The following is a 1768-nucleotide window of genomic DNA, read 5'->3' on the forward strand; positions in this document are numbered from 1 at the left end:
CAAGGTGAGCGCTGCGGTGAAGAAGACGCTGGAAGACCCGGCGGTGAAGAAGCGCATCGAGGAGACCGGCTCGCTGCTGGTGGCGAACACGCCGGAGCAGTTCGCGGCCCAGATCGCGGCCGAGTACGAGGTGTACAAGAAGGTCGTCGCGCAGCAGAAACTCAAGCTGGATTGATTGAACGCCTCGCCTGAACTGACGGAAAGCCACGGCGCGATCGACCGCTTCATCGACGCGCTGTGGATCGAGGACGGCCTCGCGGCCAACTCGCTGGCGGCCTACCGTCGCGACCTGGCGCTGTACGCGCAGTGGCTCGCGAAAGAGCCGAAGAAGGCGCTGAACGCCAGCACCGAGACCGACCTGCGCGCCTACGCGGTGACGCAGGTCGCCGGCAAGGCCACCAGCGCGAACCGGCGCCTGGCGGTCTTCAGGCGCTACTTCCGCTGGGCGCTGCGCGAGCACCTGGTCGTCGCCGACCCGACGCTGAAGCTGCTGGCCGCGCGCCAGCCGCTGCGCGTGCCGAAGACGCTGAGCGAAGCCCAGGTCGAGGCGCTGCTGAAGGCGCCCGATGTCGACACGCCGCTCGGCCTGCGCGACCGCACGATGCTCGAACTGATGTATGCGAGCGGGCTGCGCGTGAGTGAACTGGTCACGCTGAAAGCCGTGCACCTCGGGCTCTCGGATGGCGCGCTGCGCGTCACCGGCAAGGGCTCGAAAGAGCGCATCGTGCCGTTCGGCGACGAGGCGCATGCGTGGCTGCGGCGCTACCTCGACGAGGCGCGCGCCGACATCCTGAAGGGCCAGGCGAGCGACGCCCTGTTCGTCACCGGCCGCGGCGGGCCGATGACACGGCAGATGTTCTGGCAGCTCGTCAAGAAGTACGCACTGCAGGCCGGCATCCATCCACCGCTGTCGCCGCACACGCTGCGCCACGCGTTCGCGACCCACCTGCTGAACCACGGCGCCGACCTGCGCGCGGTGCAGATGCTGCTGGGGCATGCGGACATCTCCACCACCACCATCTACACGCACGTCGCGCGGGAGCGGTTGAAGGCCCTTCACGCCGCCCACCACCCCCGCGGCTGACGCTACTTCACGATCACCAGGTACATGCTGATGCCCGCGTTGTTCAGCGGCCCCAGCGTCACCGTGCCGGCGTTGAGGCGCTTCCTGAAGATGCTGAACGCGCGGGTCGTGCCGCCCTCCGAGGTCGTCAGGTCGGTCCCGGTGTCGACCCAGCTGCTGTCGACCCACGACGGCAACGCGCCGCGGTTGTCGAACGCCAGGTAGACATCGGCCGCCGCGCTCAGCGAAAAGCTCGCGAGCGGCGTGCCGGTGTACGACTTCGACGCGTTGGCGGTGCGCACCCAGCGGCCGCCGGCCACCGCGACCGGCAGGCTGGCCACGGTGAACGTGCGGTCGCCATAGACGGTGTTGCCGACCTGCAGGTTGGACTGCACCGACCAGGCCGCCGAGTTGGCGCCATCGGACACCGCCAGGTTGCCGATCGTCGCGACCGGCGGCGTCGTGCCGCAGCCCGTCACGCGCGCGCCGCCCCAGTCCGCGTGGTCGTTGCCGACGCCGTCGCCCCCATCGGTGACCACCAGCCGCAGCGTGTTCTTGCCGGCCACGCTGACCAGCGCCTTCTTGCGGATCTCGCCACCGCGCGTGACGCCGCTGTCGTAGGCCAGCACGCCGTCCAGCCAGACCTGGAACACCACCGAGCCGTTGTTGCCGGCCTCGCCGTCGACGCCCAGGTCGCTCAGGAAG

Annotated in this window: 2 protein-coding genes and 1 pseudogene; 2 read left to right on the plus strand and 1 reads right to left on the minus strand. The window is 69.6% G+C overall.

The features are described 5' to 3' along the window. Positions 1-175: pseudogene (locus AC1D15_RS30310) on the plus strand (ABC transporter substrate-binding protein); the annotation flags it as partial. Then, positions 176-1084 (plus strand): site-specific tyrosine recombinase XerD, encoded by a 909-nt coding sequence (gene xerD, locus AC1D15_RS30315; protein WP_477828946.1) that lies wholly within the window; start codon positions 176-178, stop codon positions 1082-1084. It begins immediately after the preceding pseudogene. Positions 1085-1086: 2 nt separating this feature from the next. Here xerD and AC1D15_RS30320 read toward each other — a convergent pair. Next, on the minus strand, positions 1087-1768 hold a 682-nt coding region (locus AC1D15_RS30320; RefSeq protein WP_477828947.1), incomplete at its 5' end, for an NPCBM/NEW2 domain-containing protein.

The sequence above is a fragment of the Rhizobacter sp. P2_H2 genome (assembly GCF_056403375.1).